Source organism: Mycoplasmopsis fermentans PG18 (assembly GCF_000209735.1).
GTDB classification, from domain to species: Bacteria; Bacillota_I; Bacilli_A; order Mycoplasmatales; family Metamycoplasmataceae; genus Mycoplasmopsis; species Mycoplasmopsis fermentans.
This window is the reverse complement of record NC_021002.1, coordinates 406867-431293: the sequence shown is the minus strand read 5'-3', so window position 1 is coordinate 431293 and position 24427 is coordinate 406867. Positions and strand designations below refer to the sequence as shown.

The following is a 24427-nucleotide window of genomic DNA, read 5'->3' as shown; positions in this document are numbered from 1 at the left end:
AAAAATAAAAAATAAGAGTATTAAAAACTCTTATTAGTAAAATTATTTTTTCTTACCTTTTGATTTTTCAATAGCAGCTTTTTGTTTTGCTAAACGTTGGTTGAATTTGTCAATCATACCAGTTGCTTTTGTTTTTGTTCTGTCGCCTGTATAAACTACGTGGCAACCTGAACATACATCGACAGAAATTGATTTTTTAGTTGAACCAAATTGAAATTTTTTACCACATGTTGAACATGTTGCTTCAACTGTAAAATATTGTGGATGAATATTTTTTTTCATAAGCTTACTCCTTTAATTATTATTTTGAGTAGAACTCAACGATAAAGTTTTCTTTAATTTCTGGATGTAATTCACTTCTGTCTGGTAAACGGTCATATGACACTTCAAAACCTTTGATTGTTAATCATTTAGCAGCTGAACGATCTTTAAGGTTAGCTTCAATAATTTTATTCTTTTGGGATTTTTCTTTTAATTGGATTTTTGAGCCAACTTCAACATTCATTGAAGGAATGTCGGCTTTGTGACCATTTAATGTAAAGTGGCCGTGGCTTACTAATTGACGTGCTTGACGACGTGTTGAAGCAAAACCTGCTCTATAAACTAAGTTGTCTAAACGACTTTCTAAAAGTTGTAACAATACTGTACCTGTAACACCTTTAATTTTGGTTGCACGAATGTAGTATTTGTGCATTTGTTTTTCATTTAAACCATATAAGTATTTAACTTTTTGTTTTTCATAAAGGTGAAGTCCATAGTCACTTAATTTAACACGTTTGTCACCATGTTGACCTGGAGCATAAGTTCTTTTTCTACCTTTTGAAAATTCTTTACCTGTTTCTAAAATTGAAAATCCATAACGACGGCTTTTCTTGAAAACGGGACCTCTATATCTCATAAGTTTCCTCTTTCTGCATAAAACAAGAAGAGAGTATTCTCTAAATGAATTAATAAAGTTCTAATGATTTTGGTTTAATCAGCAAACCGACTTTCAAATCGAATCTGAAACTTTATTATCTTTCTTTTATGAATACTTGCTGTTATATGCTCTTTAATTTTATATTAAAAGTTTTAAAAACCTAATATTTTTTTAATTAATATCTTCTGCTATTTTTTCATCACTTTTCGTTTCTAATAAACTATCTTTTTCATTATTTTTTTCAATTTTTATTCTTAATACTGCTTTTCAAAAATAACTTAAGCCAATAGGTACAAAGACTGCTATTATAATCATTAATAAGTCTAATGTAATAACTATTGCAATATTACCTCCGCGATAAAAAAATGGTTCAATAAAGTTTAAAAAGCCATAAACTACAATATCACTATCCACATATTGATTTAGTTTATTTGCTACATCATTTTTGTAGTTTTGTGAATAACTTAGTCCAATTCAAAAAGTGCCAAAGGCAAATAATAAATAACCAATAACACCTAAATTAGACATGTACATAACTTTTTTATCAAGTGTAATATTTTTACGATTTAAAATCAATATGACTATTCCAATTAATGGATTAATTGCATGTACAATTGTGCTTAAAGCTAATCTAAAGGAACCATACTCTGATCCAAATATTTTTGGAAAAATTAAAGTTCAATAAATAGCAAAAGTAATACTAATGTAAACTACACTTAAAAAGAAAGTCTTTAGAATTCTTTTATTGTGATAAAAGTATCCAAAAAGGATCATACTTATAGCTAAAAAATAATTAGAAATATAAGTAAAAGTTTGAGTTTTTTTTCAAATATAAGCTAAAAAAGATGGAGCAATATGAGCCTTTTGCATTTTGACTAAAATACCTGGATTTTCTTCATCAAATTTCGTTATCATTCTATTAATTGTCATTGAGATATTAACTCAACTTAAAGTAGAAGTTAACACACAAATTGCTAGAACAATAATACCCACAATAAATGTTGATTTTCTCAATTTTGATCAACTTTTGAAGTCCATTTTTTTATGTTTTTCTGTGTTTATATTTTCCATTTTTTAATCCTTTCTATAATTTAAACTATTTAATTATATTTTATTTTAATTAAAGCAAACATAATTAGCTTTTAATTTTTTCTCTTAATTTATATTGATTTTTCTATTAAAAGCCTATAAAACAGCTAATTTAGTAAAAATATAGTTTTAAAATTTTAATGTAAAAAAGCCATAAAAAATGAAAATAAAAAAATAAAAAATTTATTAAAAAAACTGCATTTTAATGCTATAATATTTTAATATATTTATATATTAAAAGTTTGAAGGAGGTATTTTATGAGTTCAAAAGAACAAGATAAAGAAAAAGAATACAAAAGCAAACTTAATCAAGAAGAAGAAAAAGAAAATGCAATCGAAGAATTAGATGAAGATTACATTCCTGATGAAGAGCTTTTTGTTGCTTTTAAACCACAAAAAGAAGAAACTAAAGTTATTGAAGGGGAGGAAGAAGAAGTTCCTCAAAATAAAGACAACTATGTAGTTCAACCACAACTTTTAGATGCACCTAAAGATGGTATTCATCCAGTTGAAGTTCACAAAGAAATGAAAAACTCATTCTTAGAATATGCAATGAGTGTTATTGTTTCTCGTGCTTTACCAGATGCTCGTGATGGACTTAAACCAGTACATAGACGTATTCTTTTTGATATGAATGAATTAGGAATTACATTTGGATCGCAACATAGAAAAAGCGCTCGTATTGTCGGGGACGTTTTAGGTAAGTACCACCCACATGGCGACAGTTCAGTTTATGAAGCTATGGTTCGTATGGCGCAAGATTTTAGTATGCGTTATCCTTTAGTTGATGGTCACGGTAACTTTGGATCTATTGATGGTGATGAAGCTGCTGCGATGCGTTATACTGAAGCAAGAATGAGCAAATTAGCTGCTGAAATGCTTGAAGGTATTAAAAAAGATACAGTAGATTTTGTTGATAACTATGATGCTAGTGAAAAAGAACCTTCAGTATTACCATCAAGATTCCCTAACCTTTTAGTTTCAGGTGGTAGTGGTATTGCTGTTGGTATGGCAACAAGTATTCCACCTCACAACTTAGGTGAAACTATTGATGCAACTATTGCTTTAGCTAACAATCCAGAAATTGATATTTATGGCTTAATGGAATTTTTACCTGGTCCAGACTTTCCTACTGGAGCTATGATTTTAGGCAATGCAGGTATTAAAGATGCATACTTAACAGGCAAGGGATCCATTCCAATCAGATCAATAGCTAAAATAGAAGAATACTCAAATGGTAAAAGCAAAATTATTGTTACTGAAATTCCTTATGAAGTTAAGAAAACTGCAATTATTGAAAAAATAGCTGAATTAGTTAAAGATAAACAAATCGAAGGTATCGCCGACTTACGTGATGAAAGTAGCCGTGAAGGTATTAGAATTGTTATTGACGTTAAAAAGAATGTTAATCCTCATGTTTTATTAAACAAGCTTTATCGTCAAACAAACTTACAAGTAAACTACAATGTTAACTTTGTTGCTTTAGTTGATGGTGAACCTAAAGTTTTAAACTTAAAACAAGCTTTAGAAGTTTACTTAAGACACCAAGAAGAAGTAGTGACTAGAAGATTAAAATTTGATTTAATTAAAGCTCAAGACCGTCTTCACATTTTAGAAGGTCTTAAAATTGCAGTTGAAAATATTGATGAAGTTATTGCAATTATTAAGAAATCTAAAACAGATGGTGAAGCTCAAGCTAACTTAGCAAAAAGATTTAATTTAACTGAAAAACAAACAAAAGCTATTGTTGACATGCGTTTAGGTCGTCTTACAGGACTTGCTATTGAAAACATGCTTGAAGAAATGGCAGAGTTAAGAAAAGAAATTGAAAGAATTGAATTTATTTTGGCTAACCATAGTGAATTAATTAAATTAATTGTTAAAGAATTAACTGAAATTAAAGAAAAATACAATGACAAACGTCGCACACAAATTAACTATGAAATTCAAGGTACTATTACTGATGAAGACTTGATTCCTCAACGTGACATTGTTATTACAACCAGCGCCAAAGGCTTTGTAAAAAGAATGGACTTAGAAGAATACAAAACTCAACGTCGTGGTGGAGTTGGTATTGGTACTATGAAAACATATGACGATGATGATATTGCCTCAATATTAACAACTACAACTCACACCGACTTACTATTATTCTCAAATCATGCTCGTGTCTACCGTGTTAGAGCTCATGAAATTCCAGAATTATCTCGTCAAAGTAAAGGTGTAGCATTCATTAATATTATTCCTTCACTTCGTGTTAAAGAAGGTGAAAGAATTGTTTCAATGCTTCCAGTAGACACTTACGATGAAGATCACTACTTATTTACAGCAACTAAAAATGGTATTATCAAGAAAACTAGATTAACTGAATACGAAAGAATTAACGCTAATGGTAAATATGCTTTCAACTTACGTGAAGGCGATGAATTAATTAGAGCAATGATTATTACTGATGAAGACTTAATTCTTTTAGCAAATGATGAAGAAAGAATTGTTAAATTCCAAGCTATTGACTTTAGACCAATTAGTAGAACTGCAACTGGTGTTAAAGGTATAACACTTGATAGCCATCAAACAGTTTCAAGCACTTCAACAAGTCAAGAAGGTGAATTAATCTTAACTATTGGTAAAAAAGGTTTTGGAAAACTTACTCACCACTCACTATTTAGATTAATTAAACGTGGTGGTAAAGGTGTTAAAGGAATTAATAGCAAATTAGCAGGCGACATTGTTTTTGCTAGATTCGTAAATCCTCAAGATGAACTTTTATTATTACAACAAGTGGTTTAACAATTAGAACAGCTATTAGCCAAATTAGCCAAACTGGTCGGGCAGCTAAAGGTGTTAAAATAATTAACCTTAAAAAGCGTGAAGAAATTCAAGCTGTTGAAATCATTAAAATTGATGAAAAAACAGATCCAGAAGCAACTATGGCTGCAACTTCTGTTGTTCAAAGCATTTATGAACAAAGTCAAGAAATCAACTTAGATGATAACTCAAACGATGAAATTGATATTGATTCAAACAATGAAGAATAATCAAAAATCTTTAATATAAATAATAGGTAATTTTATGCAAACAAATAATCAACAATTAAAAGAGCAAATTATCGTTTCAAACGATAATCTTTTAATTCGCAATGATACCTTTTTATTTAAAACAAATAACAAAGAAAAAATAGAACTCTCATCAATCTTGCGACTATTGCAAGCTATAAATAAAACTATTTTAAAAAGCAATAGTAACATTTTATTAAGCTTTGAAGGTCAAGAATTTTATAATGAAAATATTCAATATTTTAGCTCTTATTTTATCAAAAATAATCATAATGTTTTTAAGTATCACAATAACTTTTCAATTAGTTTGATTTTAGATGAATATGCCTATAAAAAAGCTTCATATGACTTTTTAATCAAATTTAAAAATATTAAAAATGATAACTATATTACAATTCAAATATTTGATAAAAACTTTGAAATTTTGACCTCTGAAAACTTACAAAAAATTTATGATTATTATCAATTAAACAAATGGCAAAATAAAGAAATTGTCATCAAAGATCCTAAACTAGTTAATGAATTTGAACTGATTGATGAATTAGCTTCAAAAGAACAAATTCTTAAAGCTTTCGTTAATGTTAAACAAAGATATAAAACATTAAGTTACTTTGCTAGTGACAATAAATTTAGTCAAAGTATTGGTACAGAACTATTAAATAATTATCAAAATAAATACATTACAAACAATAAAAATATTTCGCTTTTAAACCTAAAATGATTAACATTTTTTGCAGCTAGCTCATGATATCGTGAAAACAAAATTCAAAATATTTTTCATTTTGATATCAACAGCAACTTAAATGTTTGCTTGCGTTTAAATGACAAATTTAAATGACTTAATTCTCATGAACTAGTATTAATTTATTTAGATTTCTTTTTAGAAGAAATCAAACGTAATGGAATTGATATTAGTAATTCTTATGTTGTTGTTCCACAAAATACTACTTATCAAATATTAGAATTATTAAAACAATATAAAGTTAAATATTATTTCTATGATTTAAAAAATATAAATAAACAATTAAAAAATGAAAGCTGTTTATTTGCTTATATTGATAACAAATTTATAGCTAATCCTCGTTATTCAACTCAATTTAATAACTATTACTTTTTCATTTGTTTAATTTGAATGCTAAATAGTTATACAAATCGAAACAACTTACTTTCATTCAAATACAATCAATTAGCTGAAAGAGTTGGCAAGATTAAAATTAGCAAAAAATCATACAAATATTCTTTTGATAAACTAGAAAATTTAATTAAATATTTCTCATTAAATTACAAAAGATGATTTACAGCTTTTAATGCATATCGAGTATGAAATGATCATAAATACATGCTTTTTAAATTAATTAACAATAAGAAACATCAAATGATTTTTTACTGAGATGATGTTAAAGGTAAATTGGTTATTGAATATCAAATGTGTTGCAATTTCGAAAACATTTCGAACACTGTTTGATGAGATAAGTTGAAACTTCAAATTTTGCTCTTTGTGCTTATAAAAAAGGCTCAAAAGCATAAAATTGAAAAAGAAGAATAATAAAAAATCAACTTTCAAAAGCTGATTTTTTTATTGCCTTTTTAAGCTCCAAACATTCCTTTACGAATAGGCTCGTAAACATCTTCACCAAAGAATTCTTTAACTAAAGTTAAACCAAATTCCATTGAACTTGCTGCACAACGACCAGTAATAATTTTGTTATTTACTGTTACCATTTTTTCATTTCTATTTTTACCGCCAACTAAAGGTATAATTGGAAATGAACTGTATTTAACCTTATCATCAATAAAATGATTTTCATAAAGAACATTAGGCGCATCACAAATAGCACAAACTCATTTATCATTTTTAATAAAGTAATCTATTACTTTTAAACTTTCAGGATCTTTTCTTAATTCTTGTGCGCCTTTACCGCCTGGAATAAAGATAGCATCGTATTCATCTAAATTAACTTTATTTTCTAAAGCCAAAGTAGTTACTCCAAATTGTCCTGTAGCACTTTTATGCTTGTGATTATAAAGAGTAATTTTGCTCATTTTGCCACTTCTAATTAAACAACCAAGGACTGTTGTTAATTCAATGTCATTAAACATTGGATGAGTTAAAACTAATAATTTCATATCTTACCTCCAAAAACTATATTTCTATTATATAGCAAAATTTCTAGATTTTTAAACCCATTTCAACTCTAACTTCATGTTCTTTTGGATCTTCATTTGTATATGCATACAAGTCAAATCCAATAACTTCAAAATTGAATTTTTGATAAAATCTTATTGCTTTTTCATTACATGTTTCAGTTTCTAAAACAATCATTCTAGCAGGTGTTGTTTTAGCTTTTGCAATCATTTTTTTCATTAATTTAGAACCAATACCACTATGTCTACTATTTTCATCAAATACTAAAATGTTAGTAATTCTAAAACGATTATTTCACTCTTCTAAATAACCTTCAGCAAAACCTAGCAACTTATTATGGTCATCTAAAGCACCATAGCAAATTGGTTTATTTAATCAATCTTGAAAAAACTTGTCACAGTAACCAAAAGTTTTTTCTTGATCAAATTTTTTGTAAACAAAACTAAATCCATTTTTAGTATGTTCTATAAAGTAATAGCCTTTTGTTTTATATTGGACACAGAATTCTTTACCTTTATATTCTTTTTTAGTTAATTTAACTATTTTCATAAATTCTTTCTAGATTTTAAAATCAATACAATTTTAAATTGTAAAACTTTTTGAGTCTTGCAAAAACAAAAAAATAATATTTATTGTGGCAATTTTTGAGCTTTTAAGTTGTTATTTTAATCAAAATATAATTAAAAATTATATAATTTAAAAAACCAATTAATTAAAGGAGAAAAAATATGGAAATAGGAATTCTAATTGTAGTAATATTGACTATGATTTTAGCTATTAGTAGTATTGTCGTTAGTTTCATCTTATATAAAAAAAATAAGACAGAAGTTATCGATCAAGACAAAATGACAAATAATATTAAAAATCAAATAACTGAAGATTTGTCTAGTCAATTTGTCAAATTCAATAAAAATGTTGATGAAAAAATTGCCAATTCATTCAACATGATTAATAAAAACTTTAGTGATTTAAGAGAAGAAATTGACAAAAAAATGAAATCGTTTGATGATTTAGTAATTAAGGAAGTGCAAATAATTAAAGGTGCTATTGATGAAAAATTTGAAAATGAAGTAGCTAAAAAGATGGAAGAAAACTTTAAAAATATTAAAGAAAACATGGAAAATCTTGACAAGAATTTAGTACGTTTTGAGACCTTACAAGATTCAGTTAATTCATTACAAAAAACTTTTGATGGAACAAAAAGTCGCGGTAATTATGGTGAGTTTAATTTAAAGAGTATTTTGAATGAACATTTATCAAAAGACTTGTGAGCTGCACAAGTTGATTTAAAGAAAATTGCTAAAAAAGGATTAGATGAAGCTGCTGCTGTTGATTTTGAAGATATGAACCCAAATAGCGAAAGAGTTGACTTTGTTATTAAAATGCCTAATGGAGAAGCTAACTCTCAAAATGATCGTTACTTGCCTATTGATTGTAAGTTTCCACTTGATTCTTTTAATGCATATCAAGATGCAGACTCTAAAGAAGAAAGAATTAAAGCTCAAATTAACTTTAGAAAAGTTATTCTCGAACAAGCTAAAAGTATTAAAAGTAAATACATTATTAAAAATGTAACTACCAAGCAAGCAATTATGTATCTACCATCTGAAGCTATTTTTGCTTTAGCAGTTAGTGACAATGAATTGGTTTCAGCATTGAATAAAGATCATGATATTATGTTGGCTGGACCAAGTACAATTTTGATGATTATTCAAACCATTGCTTATGCAAATTATGGAATTAACATAAAACAAAATATTGACATTCTTTTAGATGCATTCTTATTTATTCGTCAAAGTGAAGATAATATTTATACCAAAATTGAACAAAGTATCAAGAAAAATGATAAAACAGGAGTTGAATTAAATAGAGCATTAAAAATAGTCGATAGAGTAAAGAAAAGAATTCAAAATTCTATTGATAGTGCACGAAAAAAAGGTATTATAAAAGAAGATTATGACATTGATAAAGTTGCAATGAATATGCCTATGATTGAAGATTTAAGTGATGAAAATGATGATAAAGAAGAAGAATAAATAAGTTTGCTTTTTTTACCAAAAGCACTATAAAACAGGGCTAAATAAAAAATTAGGCGCAAGGCCTAATTTATTTTTGATTATTTGATATTAGAATATTGTTTTATTTTTGTCAATGTAAATTTAAGTTCTTTAACACCATTTTCTAAGTAAATAGACATTTTATCTACATCATCTTTTGTAACAGTGTTAGGTAAATCAAATGTTCAATCAGATGGAAATGCATCATATGTAATTAATTTATCTTTTGTGAATTCTTCATCGACTGGGTTAGTTCGGTCGAATTTTTTTCTTAAGTTATCAAAAAAGTTTGATAAGCTAAAAATTTTTCATTTGTTATTAACTAATTTTTCAAAATAAAATTCAAGATTTTTAGTTGTTTTATTGTATGCAAATCCAAGTTGATAATCTTTTAATCCATGAAATTCTAAAATTGTAAATAGTGCTCTTAAAATGGTTTCTTCATTAACACCATAATTTTTTATTTTATTAATTTCGCTTTTTATTTTATTAAGAACAGTAATTGTGTAATTTTTATTTGTACGGTCATTAATTTTTGTTTCTGAAGCATCAGCTTTAATAACGTTTGGATGTTTTTTAATAAACTCAACAGGATTTTTCATAAAGTCTTTATAAATTTGTCCTTCAGGGTTTAAATCAGCATTTTTGTAAAATAATGCGGCATCCTTTAAGTCTTCTTGTTTACGATCTTGATTTCTTAAATAGTAATCAGGAGCAAAAGCATTTTGCATACCTTCTTGTGCTACTAAACTATCGTTTTTTGAAGATATTCTTAGACCATATTTTTTACTTTCATTTAAGAATTTAATAAAAAAGTCTTCAAAATTTTCATTAATTAAATTTTTATTTTCTTTAATAAAATCACCTAAATGTTCTAATGCATATAGATTAACAATGTCAAAATAACGTTTATTAGTACCGTCTGAAATTGTTGAAATGTTTTTAAGAGGTTTTTCACTTCCATCGTAAATAAAATCATTTTCAACTTTGAACATACGATAATAATTCGTTAAAACGTAGTAACCATATTGAGTATTGTTGAAGTAATACATAAAAACATCTTCAGCTTGTTTATTAGTTAATTGATAAAAATATTTTGTTAAGTATTTGCCAACTTCATTTGGATGTTGTTTAATGTATTCTTTTGTATTTTTAAATTCTTCAAGTTTTTTAACTTGTTGACTTTCTGTATAAGAAAGGTTATCAAAAATGCCTTTTTCACTAAAGTTTGAATCATATAAAGTTGATTCCCTTGTTGAAGTTAAATAAGGGAAAGCACCATTTGAATCGTAACGTAAAACTTTAGCATGATGTGGAGCAAAAAAGTTGTAAGCCAATTCTAATTGATTACTTGTTTTATCTTTAGCATTTTTTTGTAATCAATATGGAGTTTTCTTATAAAAACTTAAATTTTCTGATTTGTCTTTAAGATATTCTAAGAATGGATTAGATTTAATATAGAAATTACATGACATTGTAATTGCAGGTGCAACTCCTAAGGCTAAAGTTGAAGCAGCAATAAACATTAATTTTTTAAATTTCATTTTTTTATTCATTATTCTCCTTAAATAGTTGCATTATATTTTCAACTTTTGAATCCTGCATATGAAATATAAGTACCTATTAGAATTATGATTGAGCTAAATGTAATTATTGCAATTGCAAATGAATATTGTGACATAGCTTCATGTAGATAGTCTTTGTCGAAACTAATAAATTCAGATAATTTTAAAACTTGAATAGTATTATGCAATACAACTGAAAATATGATTAAAAGTATAAAAGCAATAATAGCGAGTATTAATCAAATTATTGTTTTGGTTTTTATATTTGCTTTTTTCATAATTTCACTTCCTAACCTTTAATAGTACTTCCTTGACGAGATATAGCATTCATAATTCTTTTTCTAAAGGCAAAGTAGAAAATAAACATTGGTATAATAACAAGTACGGCACCAGCCATTTTAATACTTTGAAGAATAATAGGAACACCACTACTTTCATCACGACCAACATGGAATAATCATGTAGAAATAATGAAGTAGTCGCTTCCAAGAGCAAGAGATGGTCACAAGTATGAGTTTCAAGCAGCTAAGGCTGTTAGAATTACCACTGTTAAAGTTGTTGGTGTAACCATAGGTATAGCTATTTTAAACAGATATTTAGCACCCGCAGCTCCATCGACTAAAGCAACTTCTTTAATTCTTGAAGGAATCGATTCAAATGCATTTTTAAACATTAAAGCATTGAAGATTGAAGCCACAAATGGTACAGCAATAATAACCATAGCACCTATGAAATTATTTTTAAGTGCCATTGCATTGTTTCATTCAGTAACAACTTTATATTGTCCTGAAAGAAGAGCAACTTCAGGTAAAATTAATAATCCCATTAAAATAGCTCATAATATGTTTTTACCTCTTCACTTTTTAAGCGAGAAGGCATAACCTGCAAATAATGTAATAAATATTTTAACTATAATCGAGAAAATAACATTGGCAAAAGTTAATGCAAATGCTGATCAATAATCACTATTACCATTAGCTTTTGTATTAGCAGCGGTTGAATAGTTTGTTCAAGTTAATGATTTAGGAATTATTGAGAATGATGATTGTAATGTTTTTGCTTGAGTTTCAGGCATCAAAGAAATCATCAACATAAAGAAGAATGGGAACAAAATAATAAGAGCAAAAAATGTTAATGCCAATAATTTAAGAAATAAACCAAGTAACATTCCAAAAGCAGAGACTTCTCTAACTTGTTGCGCTGTTTTGTCTTTGTTTTTTCTTATTTTGATATTTGATCATCACTTCTGAATCTTTAATTTTGTTTCAAACATTGCTTTCTCCTAAGTTTAATGATACTCTCATTATTGTTCCAAATCCCCCTCTAATAATAGTTGAGTAAACTATACCAATAATAAATAACAATATAGAACCTGCAGCAGCTAATGATAAGTTTTCTGCTCCACCAAGACTTGTGTAGTAGTAAACGAAGATCATTAAGGTTGAAGCACCTTTTAAAACTGCTTCTTCAGGTCTATTATTGAATAATGCAAGAGGAAAGACTTTTATTCCGTTTATAATTCCCATTGTTACTAAGAAAGTAGTAGTTGATTTAATAGAAGGCAAGGTAATTGTAAAGAATTGTTTAACTGGTCCAATTCCGTCGATTGAGGCTGATTTATAGAGGTTTTTGTCAACTGAAAGCATTGCTGTTGTAAAAATTAAAACATTAAATGCTAGCCCTGATCAAATACCTTGAACAACCATTGCAAGGAATGGATAGAAAGAAATAATTGCTTTTGGTGATTTATCATTTAATCAAGGAATTTCTCCTAAATTGAAAATTGTGTTGAATAAACCATTATTTTCAAAAAATTGAATAAATGATAAAGACACAGCAACAATATTTGTTATATAAGGTAAGAAGAATATTGTTTGTCAAAAACCTCTTGCTCACTTACGATAAACGTTTGCGATACATGAAGATATTAATAAAGATACCATCATAACAAAAGGTAGAACAACAATAGCATATAAAATTGAGTTTCTAACCCCTACAGCAAATTTTGGTTCCTTAAATAGAGATTCAAAATTATGTAAAACGCCATTTTTAGCATTTTGTACAGTAAATGATTGAATAATGTTTATTATAAAAGGAACTAATGTAAATGCTGTAATAACAAGTAAAGTTGGCACTAACAAAATCAATGGTTTGTAAGCAGGAGTATGCTTTTCAACTACTGATTCAGCTAGAGCTTCTTCTTTTCTATTAGCTTGCTTTTGAGCACTAAAAGTAGTTAATCAAGAAAACTTGATAGCTAATTTTGCTCAAAAGTTATTTTTTGATTTCATATTCAATTCTTTCTTCTGTTAACTTGTCAAAAATGTGAAGACGATGTTTTGGTATGTTGAAATAAATTTCATCTTTAGCTTTGTAATTATAGTCATTGTCAACTAAAAAGTTGATATTTTCACCATTTTCTAAAGTTACTATTAATTTGCTTTCTTTACCAAAGTTTTCAGCAGCTTTAACTACGCCACTGAATTGTGCATCTTGCTTTCTATTTTTAATTTCAAAGTCTTCGGCTCTAACACCAACACTAAGATCTTTGAAGTCAACATCGTTTAATTTGATTCCAGGAATTTCAACACCTAAAACAGTAAGTTTTCCATCTTTATATTTAGAGTCGAACATGCCCATTTCTGGCATTCCTAAAAATCTAGCTACAAATTTGTTACGTGGTTTGTTGTAAAGTTCCATTGGTGAACCAATTTGTTGAACTTTAGACATTGACATACAGATAACAATGTCACTAATTGACATAGCTTCTTCTTGGTCGTGTGTAACGAATACTGTAGTAATACCTAATTTTTGTTGAATATCTCTAATTCATTGTCGAGTTGAAATACGTAATTTAGCATCCAAGTTTGAAAGAGGTTCGTCCATAAGAAGAATTTGAGGTTTTTTAACAATAGCACGGGCAATTGCCACACGTTGTTGTTGACCACCTGAAAGACGAGTTGGTTTCTTTTGTAAGATTGGAAGAATTTCAACACGTTCAGCAACTTCAAGCACTTCTCTATGAATTGCTTTTTTAAGGCTAATTATATCTTTAGAATATTCAACAATTTGGTTTCTGTCTTCATCTGTTAAGTTCGCATTTTTTAATTTGTGATCTTCATCAATAATTTGCTTTAAGTTGTATTTTTGATAAATTTCATTTTGAATTTTTTCAAAATTAACTAATGCGTACATTTTCATAATTTTTTCATTGCGTACTAATCTTTTTAATTTTGAATTATTACGGACAGAATTTTTATATTCTTTTTTAACTTCTTTGTAAGTTTTTTTGTATTTATCAATTAATGGTTCATATTTAACAATAGCCTTTTTAAGGTTCATGTAATATTTGTAATAAATATTATTTTTCATTAATTGATTTTCAGTTTTAACAAGTTGTCTTTGAGTTTCATGAGAAAATTCACTACGGTTTTCTAAAACAACTTGTTCAATAAGTTTTTGAGTTTTGTCAAGTTCTTCTTGTACTTCTTCTATACTTTTTGGTTTGCTTCTTTTTAATAAGTTTTTATCAAAATCAGTTAAGAATTTTGATTGTTTATATTCTTCTTCAGCTTTTAGTCTATTGTTATTTTTAAGAAGATTGTATTCTTCGTTAATAGCATTAAGTTGATCATGTTTTGACTTTTTCAAGCTTTCAAAGCTTTTTAAAGCCAATTTAGAAGCTAAGCTTAAATCAGCTGTATAGTGAACTTTTGACATTTTATAATCAGTAAACGCTTTATCAAATTTTTCACGTAATTCAACACGATAATTAGCTAATTCTGATTGTGTTTCTCTATAAATTGATTTGTAAATTTTTCAAGCTTCATTAATTTGCTTAATTTCTAAATCACTAGCACCTAATGATTTAAGATAAATATTTCTAATATTAATGATAGCTTCTGTTTTTCTATCTAAAACTTTGTTTTGTCAATCTGCATCATTTTTAAGAGGGAATGCGATGTTGTCATAAACACTCATATGAGGATATAAGGCATAGTTTTGAAAAACGAAACCCAATTTCCTTTGTTGAGGTGTTAATCTTGTAACGTCTCTTCCTCTAAAAAACACCTTCCCACTTGTTATTGTTAATAACCCTGAGATAGCATTAAGAGTTGTTGTTTTACCTGATCCTGAAGGTCCTAAAAGAGTTACTAATGAACCTTCTGGAATTTTAAAACTAACATCATCTACAGCTAAAGTTTCACCAAAGTCGATAAAAACATTTTTTAATTCTATAGCAGAGTTACGATCAATATTTTTCTTTGATTCTATTTCTTGCTTTAGACGTAAAAATTCTGTTTCATCTTCTTTATTAAACTTGGTTGTTTTTTTCTTAAAAAGATTAATTAATCTATTAATAAATATCATATTTTTTCCTTTAATTTAATAATATTAATTTAATCTTAAAGCCCTAGTTTATAGGGTTTTTGTAAGCTTTATCTTTAAATTTAAATACATTTGAATTTGATTTCTTTTGAAAAATGGTGTATTTACCATTTCTTTTTGATAAATAAACATATCTTGATATGTCATCAGGATCACTTAAACATTTAAAGAATCCTGTCTTTTCAGCCATAGCAGCTTCAAAAGCTTCACCTATTTGTAAGAATGTATAATGTTGAGTTTTACCAGCATTAGTCATATTTATTAATTCTGTACCATCAGCATAAGGCAATGTAAATCCAAATCTAGTAATAGCAGCAGAATATTCATACACATACTTGTGTCCATTTTTTTCGCCTCAAAATAAATGAGCTACGATTCTTTTAAAAGCATCTTTATTAGAATAAATAAATCTAACTTTTGTACCAGCTGGTAAATTTACATTAGCAAATTCAGATGATTTTTCCGCGAATCTCTTTTCAAAAATTGGAGCAATTTCTTTGCCAACAGCTTTTTCAGGAGTATCAACTCCTTGAATTCTAATGGTTTCAACTACCATCTCTTTTTTCTTTGGATCATAATATTTGACTTTAGGAGTATCTCCATCATTTCAACTTACGATTTCGCCATCATAGTAATTTAAACCTTCTTTTGCCATTTGATCTCAATCATAAGCTGTAGCTTGTAATTTTGAATAATCAATTCTAGTATCCATTTTGTCAAAATTGTCAACTAAATTTAACTTAACGTCAAATTTCTTTGTCATTTTTGAAATGTCATACTTATCATATTCTTTTCATTTACCTTTAGGATTTTTTTTGAAAATTTTGTAAGTATATTCCCTTTGATTATTAATAAAGTTTGGATCTTTCAAGTTTTCACTAAAAGTTTTGTTTTTATCAAATGTTCTTGCAAGAGAAATTGTATCTATTTCAAGTTTATATTCTTCACCATCATAAGTAAATTCTCTTGAAATATTTGATAAATTATTCAAACTAGTTGTCAATTGATTTTCAATATTTTTGTCAACAATATCATATTTTCCAGTAGCTGGATTATAAGCTACATAATCGAACTTGATGTCTTCTTTAAAAGCTTCATTATAAATTTTGTCATCTTTACTTTGACATGAAGAACAAACTACAATAGCCATTGAAGGAACAATTGTATTCAAACAAAAATTTAAAGTATTATTTTTAAACTTCATAATAAGTCCTTTTTTAAAAATAAATTTTTAAGTTTATACAAATAAACTAGATATTTCTATCTAATTTATTGTGTTTTTTTAATTAAAATTAATTAAATAATTTGTTGTTTGAAGCAACTACAGCGTCAATTATTTGATCTTTATATTGTCCTGGGCTTTTGTTACCATAAACATTTCTTCATGCTGTTCCTAATGCACCTCTAAATGCATCACCATTTGGATCACCATATTCCTCATAGATAGCATTGTGTTCTGGATCTTCAATTGTTTTTTTAAACATTTCAAAACATTCACGTAAGTAAGGATTGGTTGTTGTCATTGGTGTTTTTTCAAAATCTTTAACAGCAAAAATATATGATGCTTGTTCTGAAAACATTAAAGAAGGTTTTATTACTTTTTTAATTACATTTCCAGTTTCTTGATCTTTATATTCTAATTCAGTTGCGCCTGATGTTACAAATCATTTAACAAACATTCTTGTTGCTTGATTCATTGCATTATCACTAGATCTAATTCCAAATAATGAAGGACCTTGTGCATAATAAACATTTTTAGCATCAGTGTCTTTTGTTTTTGAAGGAGTTGCAAATTTAAAGAATTCGTCTTTTTCAAGAAGAGAATCTAAACCTTTTTCAACAATTTTAAGTCCTGAAATACCAGCACCTTTACCAAAAGCAAGGTATAAAATAGCTTCTTTATTTTGATTATTAACAAATTCACCAACTTTTACAAGTTTTCCATCTGCTAAAGCTGCATCTAAAGTTTTAATATCATCTTTATTTTTGGTTTCAATCATGAAAGCATAAACATTTGTTCCACTTGGTGAACTAATTTTTTTAGTTCCAGTAGGAATTTGACTATAACCTGCTAATTTGTTGTAAATATCTGCGGTTTTTGCTTTTCATTCATAATTTTCAAGTTTTTCAGTGTCTTTTTTAATTTTATTTAAGTGACCACCAATACGATATGTTCCATCATCATGTTTTACAATTTGGGCAAATTTATTATTGTTTTCATTTCATCCAGAAGAGAATTTACCTTCACTATTTTTAATTTCAATAGATGTTTCGCTTTTTTTAGCAAAGTTATGAGTATATCCAGCTGTTGAACCAATATCAAACATAAAGTTATGTCTTATTTGTTCACTAGATGTATAAGCACCACTTTGTTGGAAAACAACAGATTGAGATTTCAATTTAGGAACAAACATATCATAAAGTTCTTTAAATTTACTATTAGCTTGTGATGTAGCTTCCACAAATGATTTGTAACTTATTTTTCTTTCGCCATCTTCTTCAACAACTGTTGTAATTCATGATTCAGGATCGGCTCCAACTGAAGCATATCCTAAAGTTTGAATAAATCCTGTAATATCATCAATACCTAAGGCATGTGGTCCTTCTAAAGTAGTCACTGCTGATGATTTTTCAAACATTTTTTGTGCTTTGTCACAAAATTCTAATAATGAGTAAATATTTGAGAATGTTGATTCTTTAATTGTTAACTCATTTAATTTTAATGCACTAACATCTGATTTAACAGCACCTCAGTTTTCAATAACGGCTGCTCTATCTTTTAAACCTGATTTTTTGATTTTATCTCATTTATCTTTTCAACTTGGATCAATTTTAGCCCCTTTTGCAAGCATACTTTCAATTACGTATGAAAGAACAGGACCATTAGCGCCTAAGTTAATTGAGCTTTTAGCAATAGGAATTAATCATGAACCACCATTATTAATTTTTGATGTTGTTCTATTTGCTCTTGAAAATGATTCTGCAAAATCACTATTAGAAATTGATTCTTTGCCCCCATTTTCTTTAGTTGTAAAGTTCAACAATACTCCACTTTCGGCAAGAGATGATGCTAAAGATGAATAGTTAAGAAGTAAGTTAGGCATTTGAGCTTCTTTGGCTGTTATTTTTTTTCTAACCACGTCAGCTTGACCGTCATAACCTGAACCTAAACTAACTTGTTCAACTTCTTTAAAACCAGGTTGATCTTTCATTAATCTGTTGTAATTTTTGATTATATCATTTAAAGCTTCATATTGAGCTCTACCTTTAGAGAAAGTTGTAGCAATTTGAACTTTGTCATTGGCTTTAATATTGTAACCTTTTTTATCGTTTGCATAAGCTGAGTTTTCATTTGATGGAGTACTTTCACCATTAATTGAATCTAGGTTGGAAGAACCTCCACCTCCACATCCAACACTTAATACAACTGGAGACAATGCTGCAAATGCTGTACCAAGAGAAATAATAAGCTTATTAGCTTTTTTCATTTTGACTTCCTTTCAAATAAAATGTATTTTAATGATAAAAAATATTGCTAAATAACAAATAAAACAAAAATAAATATAAGTAAAATAAATTTTAGAATGTATAGTTATGGATAACTATGGTATATTGAGCTATATTATTTATCACGAGAAAATTATATTTTATTAATATACAAATTTAAATGTTTAAGATAATTTTTGAAAAATTCTCATAAGTTTTTCACAACTCTTTTCATTATGTTGAAATTTGTTATAATATTATCTTAATAAATAATAAAAACACTTAATTTCGTAACAAAAAAAGGTTAGAAATGCAAAGAAAAAAAATCAAAAATATTTTAATTGTTTCTTCTTTTGCTATTCCAATTTCAATGACTATTTCAGCAAGTGGCTGCAATTTAAAAGCTATTGAAAATAAATTCAATAATGAGATAGTGAAATCAAAAGAATGTGTCAAAGAATTTGAAAATAAAAAAGATATTCAAGAAGAAAAATATGAAGAATTAAGAGAAAGTTTAGTGAATTTTTCTAAATATATTGTTCAAGTAGATACTTTAAAACCTGGTCCAGTATCACTAAGAAATAGAAAAATATATCAATATGCAACAAGATTACTTCAAAGTTTTCAACAATTGCATAAAAATTGATATGAATATATTTTAAAAAATGGTAATGATGAAAATTGTGATGACAAAATGACACAAGAATTGTGAGATTTTTATTTAAAAAAGTAAGGGCTAATTTAAATTTAAGAAAGCTCTTACTTTTTTAAATTTCTCTATAAAATCTTGCAATAGGGCAAAATATTGTATATTTTTGACCTTGGTTTTTTTAATAAAACAATGATCAGTATTAATCAATGAATAAAGGTAACATTCATTTTCTAAAAGTTGAATATGAAGTGTTTTTTTGTATATTTTTTGTAACTTTTTAAAGCTAATAAAATGTTTAACTTTTAAAGCCGGCAATAAATTATTTGATTCGACAACCATATATTTTGCACTATTTAAATCAAAATCAAAAAAATCGATTTGATATTCATATGCTTTATTATAAAAAGTAAATTCTTCTTCATATCCTTTATTTGATTCAATTCATTCTTGTAATCGAACTGTAGCATAAGAAAAAGCGTAATAAACAAAAGCAAAAATAGTTGAACAACTTAAAAAAACAATTATTAAAGGCAAATAAATATAATTATTTAAACTAACAAAAATTGGTAAAAAAACCAATAAAAAGGTAATTAACATTGAAACGATTGTTAATGAAACAAAGATTTTTCTATTTTTGTTGTTTTTAAAATAAAAAGATTCTAAAATGTCTTGCTTTATATTAACTTTTTTATTTAAAAAATTCTTAGCAAATGTGGAAATTATAGTGCTTAATGGCAAAAAGAATTTATATGTTAAAACAACAAAAATTGTTGATAAAAATATTGATGAAAAAAGTACTAATAATATTTGACCTCAAATTGGCATAATTCTCCTTATTGTGATTTATTAATTATAACAAGTATTTTTTGCATTTGATAATATCAAATTTCCCTTTATTATTATATTTGCTATGATAGAAGTATGAAGAGAATAAGAAAATTGATTTTAGATACAATTAGTTCACTTGCTTTATTAACTCCAGTTTTGGCTGCTAGTTGTAAGCCAATTTTAGTTGTTAAAGAAGAATATAACAAGGAAAAAAGTTATCTTAAAACATTTCTAAAAACTATTAATAGCAAAAGCGATCTAGAAAAAAATGAATTCAAAAAATTTAGAATTAATTTTCATACTTTTTAAAAATGAGCTAATTATTAATTTTTAGAAAATATAAACAAAATTGATATTATTAATCAAAAAAATGCAATGGTCATATTTTTATTTCATCAATATATCGTAAAGAATTTGAAAAATGGTATGAAGATATTCATAACAAAGTTCAAGATGTTGATAGTAAATACAAAGAATTTGCTAACGAGCAAAATTAAAAAAATTTGAAAGAAAATAATGCTGACTTGTAAAAAAAAGCTTAAGCATTATTTTTCCTTACTTTTTTTGTTTAAATCGAAAGTTGTTTTTGAAACTTTAATTTCAGAAGTGAACATACTAATATCCATAACTTGAGTGTAATCAACACCTTCAGGTATTTCATTAAGTCCATCAAAAGGTGAATCTTTTGTGTTTTTAGCTATCTTTTGATATTCTAATTCTTGAGCTAAAACCGGATTAACTAAATTATATTTTTCAATTCACTTGAGCACTTGATTTCTAGTTCCATATAAATAGTGATTTGGCTCAATTAGGTATAAATCAGTTGTATTAGAAAATTTTTGTTCTTCGAGATATTTAGCTTCAAAGTCTTGGTTGATAAATTTTTTATTAGCATTTTCAACTCTAGGAATTGAGGCAAATAAGTTTTGAGTATAAGGGTGCATTGGTTTTTTGTAGATAATATTGGTTTTACCGCCTTCAACAAATTTACCATGATGCATAATTTGCACTTCATCAGCTAAATATTCAATCATCGAAAGATCATGAGCTATAAAGATAACTCCAATGTTTCTTTTTTCGCATAGTTCTTTAAGCAAGTTAACTACTTGTGCTTGAATTGAAATGTCTAGTGAAGCAATAGGTTCATCAGCAATAATTATTTTAGGTTCAACAATTAAGGCTCTAGCTATTGCAACTCTTTGTAATTGACCACCTGAGAATTCATGTGGATAACGGTAAGCAAATTGTTTAAGTAATCCGACATCTTCTAAAGCTTTATAAATTATGTTTTTGCATAATAATTCTTTAACATTTCTTTTTATTTTTTGATTAGTAAAAAAGTCTTTGAAAACTCCAAAAAAACTTTTTGAGTTTTTATGACTTAATCCCATAAATTCTTTAACAGTTTTTAAGTCTTCTTGTAATTGGCTAATTTCTATATTTAATGCTTTTAAGGTTAAAATTTTATCTTTTAATTTATTTTGTAAATTATTTGCATAATTTGTATTTTCAACTTTTTCATTCTTATTACTTTTTGCAAGTCAATTAGCTAAAAAAGTATTGAAAAGTTTAAGTAATTTGATGTCTGAATAATTTTGATAAAAATTAGATTGCCTGATTTTTAAAACATTATTAATTTTTTCTTTTTCATCTAATTCAGTTTCAACTTGTTTCACTTTTTTAAGTGTTTCTTCTTTATGATTTACAAGTTTATCTTCAAATTCAAGATCAATTTTTTCTATTTTTGTTTTCAACTCATTTAAATATTCAATTGAATTTTTAACATCACCGGCATTTTTAGATAGAATCATTTGCTTAGAAATTAATTTTTTAATGTGGTCAATTTTTTCTTCATATTGAGTTAAATTCAAATTACTTCTGATTATGTATTTATTGAAATCAAATTCGTAATATGTTTCATAAGTTGATTGCATATTTTCTTTGATTTTTTTGTTAAATTCAAGTGGTTGGAAATACTTATTAAAAAAATCTAAATTATAGTTTTTTAAATCATAAATAAGTTCTTTAATATCTTTAACTAATAAGTTGTTAATTAGCTTCTTATTTTTATTTAATAAATCAATTTGCATTTTTGCTAAAAAAGCTTTTTTATAGTCAAATTTGTATAATTCTTCATCTAAAGTATTATTCATTTCAAATTCATAATTTTTGATTTCAGATTTGAATTCTTCTTGATAATTTTTAAGTAAAATTTCATTTTCTTTTTGATGATCTCAAAACTCTTTTTTAATGTTTTTCATTTCATTATTTAAGTTATCAATTAATTGCATTGATTCATAATTTTCTTTTGACATTTTAGTTAAAATTAAAGCTTTTTTTCTTTCGTTTTCTAATTCAATAAAGTCAAATATGCCAAAAGGAAAATTACCATTAGTATAGTCAATTTGTTTTTGTTCATAGAATTCTAACAATTGATTAATATCTTTATGTAAGTTATCAATTATTTGAATTTGTAAATCTTGTTTTTCTTCAAAATATGAATAAATATTTTTAAATAAATCAACAGGTAATAGCGAATCACTTGTTTCAAATCTTTTTTGATTTGTTTCTCATTCATTAATAAAATCTTGAGCTAAACAGTTTATAGAGTTAAGCCCTTCTTTTTGCAAAGTACGATATTTTAATAAAAAATCTGCATCAAATATTTCTTTGATGTTTTTTCAATTTTTAAAGATTTCTTTTGTTTTGATTTTTAAAATATTATTAGCTATCAACGATTCTTTTAAAATTGAATAAATACTTTTTTGTTCATCCAATGAGTTTTTAGGATTTTGAAAAATCATTTGAATATTTTTTCTTAAAAATTTACGATCACTTTCACTCATTTTTTTATTGTTAATTAATTTACCATCAACTAATAAAAGGCCTTGAAAATCATCATATAGTTTTGCTATTGATCTTCCAACAGTGGTTTTACCACTTCCACTTTCACCAATTAAACCTAAAATTTGGCCTTCATATAAATTGAAGCTAACATTATCAACTGCTTTATTGATTTTGTTGTTGTTAAAAAAATATTTTTTTAATCCTTGGACTTCAAGGATTTTTTTCTTATTTGTTGAGTCCATAAAACTCCTTCTACTTGAATATACTTTAATTTTATTAGAATTTCCTAATTAAAAAAATAAATGCAATAAAAAAGAAAAATTAATTTTATCTACTCTTTGATTCAATATTTTGTGTTTCTTCTTTTTTATGAATTTTAATAATTTTTTTAACTTTTCGATTTGAAGTTTTCTTTCACTTTCTATTTAAAATTCAAGCTATTATTCTTTGGATTCTTGAGCTGTATATCTTTTTGAAGTACATGCTTCACAAATGATTCATAAGTTGGATAAGTAATATTTTTCTTAAGTAAGTTTTCAATACCTTCTGAAATTAAAGGTATTCTTTTGATTTTCTTAAGTGAAGTATGATTCATTATTTTTTGAAATTTTCAATATAGTGAAGCTGTAGTTCTTGGTACTTTTTTAAAAGTCATTGGACTATAAGCTCTAATATCTTGACCTTGATAAATAAGTTTTCTTAAATATGAAGCTGAGGCAAATTCATCTACAACTTTATCCGAATGATAACCAACTTCTCTTCTTAATGTATAAATCTTAATTGGCAAATTATTATATACTATAACTTTTATGTATTCAAAACCTAAGATATCATTTGGCATTTCAAAACTTTCGCCAACTAATTCTTTCATAACTTCACTAACTGCTTTAGGATAACTTAAACCTGATTTTTTCATTTTTTGCAATAAAGCAAAAGAAAATTCATTATGTTTTTCTTTCATAACTTTAGCGCAATAAAGCATTGAATCTGGATTGTTACTTTCACTACCAAAAACAATTTTGTCAACTTTAGCTTTGTAAAGTTTCATTACAGCATTGTATGCAAAAATATGAGCTGCTTGCACAGTTTCTTCAAATTTCAATTTAATTACTTTATTGACACCATATTTTTTTGCATATTTTTTTCTAATACTAAAAGGAACAACTGTTAATTCTCCACGTTGGCTAAATTTATCACTCATAACAACAACAATTTTTTCACCTGGAAAATGTTCTTTAACTCAGTTTATTTGTTTAATATGTCCATTGTGAAATGGATTATATTCAGCAATAATTCCAACAGCCATAGTTCTCCTCTTAAATAAATATTTATTATTATAATAAATAAAAATAAAAAACCAAATATTTATTTTAGATGCAAAAAGTAATGCAAA

Annotated in this window: 18 protein-coding genes and 2 pseudogenes; 5 read left to right on the top strand and 15 right to left on the bottom strand. The window is 26.5% G+C overall.

Going from position 1 to position 24427, the window contains the following annotated elements:
- Positions 1-42 precede the first annotated feature (42 nt).
- The 3 genes from rpmE to MBIO_RS01980 all read right to left on the bottom strand — a co-directional run bounded on the left by rpmE (position 43) and on the right by MBIO_RS01980 (position 1990).
- Entirely contained in the window at positions 43-282 is a 240-nt protein-coding gene (gene rpmE / locus MBIO_RS01990; protein WP_013354566.1) for a 50S ribosomal protein L31, read from the bottom strand.
- Between the two features lie 19 nt (positions 283-301).
- Entirely contained in the window at positions 302-898 is a 597-nt protein-coding gene (gene rpsD / locus MBIO_RS01985) for a 30S ribosomal protein S4 (RefSeq protein WP_013354565.1), read from the bottom strand.
- Between the two features lie 192 nt (positions 899-1090).
- The gene (locus MBIO_RS01980) at positions 1091-1990 is read right to left on the bottom strand and encodes an MAGa3780 family membrane protein (protein ID WP_013526792.1); all 900 of its coding nucleotides are present in this window, start codon (positions 1988-1990) and stop codon (positions 1091-1093) included.
- Between the two features lie 276 nt (positions 1991-2266).
- On the opposite strand from MBIO_RS01980, the pseudogene gyrA reads away from it, so the two are divergent.
- Both gyrA and MBIO_RS01970 read left to right on the top strand, forming a co-directional pair.
- Positions 2267-5046, top strand: a pseudogene (gene gyrA, locus MBIO_RS01975) (DNA gyrase subunit A).
- Between the two features lie 34 nt (positions 5047-5080).
- A complete protein-coding gene (locus tag MBIO_RS01970) occupies positions 5081-6610 on the top strand; it encodes an MAG5620 family putative phospho-sugar mutase (RefSeq protein WP_013354562.1) in 1530 nt (509 codons plus the stop codon).
- A gap of 41 nt (positions 6611-6651) precedes the next feature.
- Here MBIO_RS01970 and MBIO_RS01965 read toward each other — a convergent pair whose 3' ends face one another.
- Together MBIO_RS01965 and MBIO_RS01960 are read right to left on the bottom strand one after the other, a co-directional pair.
- Positions 6652-7191, bottom strand: coding sequence for a DJ-1/PfpI family protein (locus MBIO_RS01965; RefSeq protein WP_013354561.1), 540 nt, complete (start codon positions 7189-7191; stop codon positions 6652-6654).
- 43 nt (positions 7192-7234) lie between these two features.
- Positions 7235-7759: a GNAT family N-acetyltransferase gene (locus tag MBIO_RS01960; protein WP_013354560.1), complete on the bottom strand. Its 525-nt coding sequence runs from the start codon at positions 7757-7759 to the stop codon at positions 7235-7237.
- Positions 7760-7938: 179 nt separating this feature from the next.
- Between MBIO_RS01960 and rmuC the strand changes: the two genes are divergently transcribed.
- The gene (rmuC, locus tag MBIO_RS01955) at positions 7939-9246 is read left to right on the top strand and encodes a DNA recombination protein RmuC (RefSeq protein ID WP_013354559.1); all 1308 of its coding nucleotides are present in this window, start codon (positions 7939-7941) and stop codon (positions 9244-9246) included.
- An 80-nt stretch (positions 9247-9326) separates the two neighbouring features.
- Here the strand turns inward: rmuC and MBIO_RS01950 are convergent, their stop codons facing one another.
- The 7 genes from MBIO_RS01950 to MBIO_RS01920 form a co-directional block, all read right to left on the bottom strand.
- A complete protein-coding gene (locus MBIO_RS01950) occupies positions 9327-10823 on the bottom strand; it encodes a hypothetical protein (RefSeq protein ID WP_041594210.1) in 1497 nt (498 codons plus the stop codon).
- A gap of 8 nt (positions 10824-10831) precedes the next feature.
- Complete coding sequence (locus MBIO_RS01945; protein ID WP_013526791.1) at positions 10832-11110, bottom strand: hypothetical protein; 279 nt, start codon at positions 11108-11110, stop codon at positions 10832-10834.
- Positions 11111-11121: 11 nt separating this feature from the next.
- Complete coding sequence (locus tag MBIO_RS01940; protein WP_013354557.1) at positions 11122-12105, bottom strand: carbohydrate ABC transporter permease; 984 nt, start codon at positions 12103-12105, stop codon at positions 11122-11124.
- A complete protein-coding gene (locus MBIO_RS01935; protein ID WP_041594209.1) occupies positions 12020-13123 on the bottom strand; it encodes a carbohydrate ABC transporter permease in 1104 nt (367 codons plus the stop codon). Before MBIO_RS01935 ends, MBIO_RS01940 begins: the two co-directional genes overlap by 86 nt.
- Positions 13107-15203 (bottom strand): ATP-binding cassette domain-containing protein, encoded by a 2097-nt coding sequence (locus MBIO_RS01930; protein WP_013354555.1) that lies wholly within the window; start codon positions 15201-15203, stop codon positions 13107-13109. The genes MBIO_RS01935 and MBIO_RS01930 overlap by 17 nt, the downstream gene beginning before the upstream one ends.
- 43 nt (positions 15204-15246) lie before the next feature.
- The gene (locus tag MBIO_RS01925; RefSeq protein WP_013354554.1) at positions 15247-16425 is read right to left on the bottom strand and encodes a thermonuclease family protein; all 1179 of its coding nucleotides are present in this window, start codon (positions 16423-16425) and stop codon (positions 15247-15249) included.
- Between the two features lie 88 nt (positions 16426-16513).
- Positions 16514-18709 (bottom strand): P68 family surface lipoprotein, encoded by a 2196-nt coding sequence (locus MBIO_RS01920; protein ID WP_041594208.1) that lies wholly within the window; start codon positions 18707-18709, stop codon positions 16514-16516.
- Between the two features lie 308 nt (positions 18710-19017).
- On the opposite strand from MBIO_RS01920, the gene MBIO_RS01915 reads away from it, so the two are divergent.
- The gene (locus tag MBIO_RS01915; RefSeq protein ID WP_013354552.1) at positions 19018-19440 is read left to right on the top strand and encodes a hypothetical protein; all 423 of its coding nucleotides are present in this window, start codon (positions 19018-19020) and stop codon (positions 19438-19440) included.
- A gap of 3 nt (positions 19441-19443) precedes the next feature.
- On the opposite strand, the gene MBIO_RS01910 is transcribed toward MBIO_RS01915, so the two are convergent.
- Positions 19444-20184, bottom strand: a complete 741-nt coding sequence (locus tag MBIO_RS01910) for a hypothetical protein (RefSeq protein WP_013354551.1) — start codon at positions 20182-20184, stop codon at positions 19444-19446.
- A 96-nt stretch (positions 20185-20280) separates the two neighbouring features.
- Here MBIO_RS01910 and MBIO_RS01905 point away from each other — a divergent pair, with 96 nt between their 5' ends.
- Positions 20281-20496, top strand: a complete 216-nt coding sequence (locus MBIO_RS01905; RefSeq protein ID WP_013354550.1) for a hypothetical protein — start codon at positions 20281-20283, stop codon at positions 20494-20496.
- Between the two features lie 236 nt (positions 20497-20732).
- On the opposite strand, the gene MBIO_RS01900 is transcribed toward MBIO_RS01905, so the two are convergent.
- Positions 20733-23276 (bottom strand): ATP-binding cassette domain-containing protein, encoded by a 2544-nt coding sequence (locus MBIO_RS01900; RefSeq protein WP_013526787.1) that lies wholly within the window; start codon positions 23274-23276, stop codon positions 20733-20735.
- A gap of 85 nt (positions 23277-23361) precedes the next feature.
- Positions 23362-24340: pseudogene (locus tag MBIO_RS01895) on the bottom strand (nucleotidyltransferase).
- Positions 24341-24427: the final 87 nt, after the last annotated feature.